Source organism: Mesorhizobium sp. M7A.F.Ca.CA.004.12.1.1, from assembly GCF_003997835.1.
Lineage (GTDB): Bacteria > Pseudomonadota > Alphaproteobacteria > Rhizobiales > Rhizobiaceae > Mesorhizobium.
Map to the genome: position 1 here is coordinate 1 of NZ_RZRK01000656.1, position 3,502 is coordinate 3,502.

At 62.3% G+C, this 3,502-nt stretch carries 3 protein-coding genes and 1 pseudogene; 3 read left to right on the top strand and 1 reads right to left on the bottom strand.

The window, feature by feature from the left end:
• Positions 1–1,441: alpha/beta fold hydrolase (locus EN984_RS27080; protein ID WP_127384084.1), on the bottom strand; the 1,441-nt coding region annotated here is incomplete at its 3' end.
• Positions 1,442–1,538: 97 nt separating this feature from the next.
• On the opposite strand from EN984_RS27080, the gene EN984_RS27085 reads away from it, so the two are divergent.
• The 3 genes and pseudogenes from EN984_RS27085 to EN984_RS27095 form a co-directional block, all read left to right on the top strand.
• A complete protein-coding gene (locus tag EN984_RS27085) occupies positions 1,539–1,931 on the top strand; it encodes a hypothetical protein (protein WP_127269945.1) in 393 nt (130 codons plus the stop codon).
• 45 nt (positions 1,932–1,976) lie between these two features.
• A complete protein-coding gene (locus EN984_RS27090; RefSeq protein ID WP_023810473.1) occupies positions 1,977–3,194 on the top strand; it encodes an LL-diaminopimelate aminotransferase in 1,218 nt (405 codons plus the stop codon).
• Positions 3,195–3,241: 47 nt separating this feature from the next.
• Positions 3,242–3,502 (top strand): annotated as a pseudogene (locus EN984_RS27095) (homoserine dehydrogenase); the annotation flags it as partial.

The following is a 3,502-nucleotide window of genomic DNA, read 5'->3' on the forward strand; positions in this document are numbered from 1 at the left end:
CCATCGTGCCTTGCGAAAGGTTGTTCTCAAGATAGCAGTTGCGCAGGTAGAAAGAGTGATTGGCCGCCGCCATGCGGGTGGAATCTGCATTCCAGTAGAGCAGGTCGAAGGGCAGGGGATCCTTGCCGCGCATGTAGTTGTTGACGACATAGGGCCAGATCAGGTCGCCTGAGCGCAGCATGTTGAAGGCGGTCGCCATCTTGGTGCCGTCGAGATAGCCTTTTTCGCTCATCGACTTTTCCACAGCGGCGACCTGTTCTTCGTCGACGAACACTTTCAGGTCGCCGGCATGGGTGAAGTCGACCTGCGTGGTGAAGAAGGTCGCCGACTTGATGCGGTCGTCGCCCTCTTGCGCCATCAGCGCCAGTGCCGCCGCCAGAAGCGTGCCGCCAACGCAATAGCCGATCGCGTTGACGTCGCGTTCGCCGGTGGCCTTCTCGACGGTGTCGAGGCCGTATTGCAGACCCTCGCGGATATAGGCTTCCCAACTCTTGGTGCCGTGGCGCTCGTCCGGATTGATCCAGGAGATGACGAACACGGTGTGGCCCTGTTCAACCGCCCAGCGAATGAAGGATTTCTGCGGGTTCAAATCGAGGATGTAGAATTTGTTGATCCATGGCGGGCAGATCAGCAAGGGCCGCTTGAGCACCGTCTCGGTCGCCGGGTCGTACTGGATGATTTCGGCGACGTCGCTGCGGCCGACCACCTTGCCGGGAGTGGTGGCGATGTTCCTGCCGATCTCGAAGGGTGAGTAGTCAGCCTGCCGCAGCTTCAGGTCGCCCTTGCCGGCGGCGATGTCCTCGGCCAGCATCTTCATGCCGCGCACCAGGTTTTCGCCGTTCGACGCGACGGTTTCACGGAACAGTTCCGGATTGGTCAGGATGAAATTCGACGGCGAGATGGCGTTGGACACCTGCTTGACGTAAAAGCCGGCCTTGTGGCGGGTGTGCTCGTCAAGGCCTTCGGCGTGCTCGACCAGATCGGCCGCCCAGCGCGAGGTGACGAGATAGGCCTGCTTGAGGAAATCGAAGAAGGCGTTGCGGCCCCATTCCGGGTCGAGGAACCGCTTGTCGCCGCGCTCCGGCTTGACCGCGTCTTCGGTGTCTTGCGCGGCGTTGCTGGTGCGCTGAATGGCGTTGGCCCAGACCGTCATATAGCCGGAGAACAGCCGCGTCTGCGCTTCCAGCGCGCGCTGCGGATCGGCAAGCCAGTATTCGCTGAGCTTGGAAAAGGTCTTCACCATATCGACAACGGGCTCGGCGACATGGTCGCGCACGTCGCCTTTTTCGCGCGGCTCGGCCCAGGCGGAAGCGGCCTTGCCGGCCTGCTCGATCATGCGCGCCATGTTCAGGGCGAAGCGTTCCGGGTCCTTCACCAGATATTGCTCGACGGTCGAAGGCTCGTCATCTTCCGCTTTGCCCGAATCGGGTGTTTTGGACATGGTTGGCGGGGTTCCTCCCGAGGCCTTTTCTTGACATATTAACATGGGACATCCGACCGGGCCAATCTCGCTCTACCTCGGCTGCCAAGGAAACAATATGACGATTAATATTGGCGAAACTGTTTTTTTCGGTGCCGGACATTTTTGCCGCATCGGCGCGGCGATCGTCCTCATCGGGATTGCCGGGTGCTCGAGCACCAACACGAATGGCCCGACGCCTGTCGCTGCGGGTACGGGGCCGAAGGATACCGGCACCTTTCCGAACCTGAACATCAAGCCGCAAGTGGCGGCGCCTCAGTTCACCGAAGCCGAGAAGAACGCCAAGCTCGCGCAATTGAAGGCGGATGAGAATGCGCAGGCGGCAAAGGGCGGCGGCCCGAAGGTCGCCAACCAGGCGGCGCTGACGGATTTGGCCAAGAAGCATGGCGACGAAACGCTGAAGCAGATCGAAGCCAAATGCGACCCCGCCCTCGACCCTACCTGCAAATAAGTATATAGCGCGCGCCCAACACCCCCTTCGCTGTCTGGAACTGCCATGGAAGAATTTCACAAGGTTCGCCGGCTTCCGCCTTACGTGTTCGAGCAGGTCAACCGGCTCAAGGCCAGCGCCCGATCGCGTGGCGCCGACATCATCGACCTGGGCATGGGCAATCCGGACCTGCCGACGCCCAAGGCTATCGTCGACAAATTGTGCGAGGTCGTGCGCGACCCGCGCACGCATCGCTATTCCTCGTCGCGCGGCATTCCGGGCCTTCGTCGCGCCCAAGCCGCCTACTATGGCAGGCGCTTCGGCGTGAAGCTCAACCCCGACACGCAAGTGGTGGCCACGCTTGGCTCGAAGGAAGGCTTCGCCAACATGGCGCAGGCGATCACGGCGCCCGGCGACGTGATCCTGTGCCCGAACCCGACCTATCCGATCCATGCCTTCGGCTTCATCATGTCGGGTGGCGTCATCCGCTCGCTGCAGGTGGAGCCGGACGACGGCTTCATCCCGGCGCTCGAGCGCGGGGTCAAACATTCGATCCCGAAGCCGCTGGCGCTGATCCTCAACTATCCGTCGAACCCGACGGCGCTGGTCGCCTCGCTCGATTTCTACAAGGATGTGGTCGCCTTCGCCAAGAAGAACGACATCATCATCCTGTCCGACCTTGCCTATTCGGAGATCTATTTCGACGGCAATCCGCCGCCTTCGGTGCTGCAGGTGCCTGGCGCGATCGACGTTTGCGTCGAATTCACCTCCATGTCGAAGACCTTCTCCATGCCCGGTTGGCGCATGGGCTTTGCCGTCGGTAACGAGCGGCTGATCTCGGCGCTGACGCGGGTGAAATCCTACCTCGATTACGGCGCCTTCACGCCGATCCAGGTGGCGGCGGCACATGCGCTCAATGGCGACGGCGCCGACATCGCCGAAGTGCGCGACATCTACCACAAGCGCCGCGATGTGATGGTCGATGCCTTCGGCCGCGCTGGCTGGACCATTCCGGCACCGGCGGCATCGATGTTCGCCTGGGCGCCAATCCCGGAGCCGTTCCGACATCTCGGCTCGCTCGAATTCTCCAAGCTGCTCATCGAACATGCCGACGTGGCCGTGGCGCCCGGTGTTGGCTTCGGCGAGCATGGCGACGAATTCGTGCGCGTCGCTCTGGTCGAGAACGAGCACAGGATCCGGCAGGCGGCGCGCAACATCAAGCGCTTCCTGTCGACCAGCGCCAAGCAGCCCAACAACGTCGTGCCGCTCTCCGCTCACCGGTAAGCTTGCCGCACGCAAATTCGATCTGACTTTGAGGGACGTCGCCGGACATGGCTGAAGCATTGCGTGTTGGAATTGCCGGCCTCGGCACCGTTGGCGCGTCGGTGGCGCGCGTGCTGCGCGACAAAGCGGTGGAACTGACCCGCCAGTGCGGCCGTGACGTGATCGTCACCGCCGTCTCGGCGCGCGACCAGAAGCGCGATCGCGGCGTCGATCTGAGCTCGGCAAAGTGCTTCGACGAACACGTCGATTTCTGCGGTCTGCGCCATCTTGACCGGATCGTCGACCCGCTTTGCCGAGCTCAGATCGAC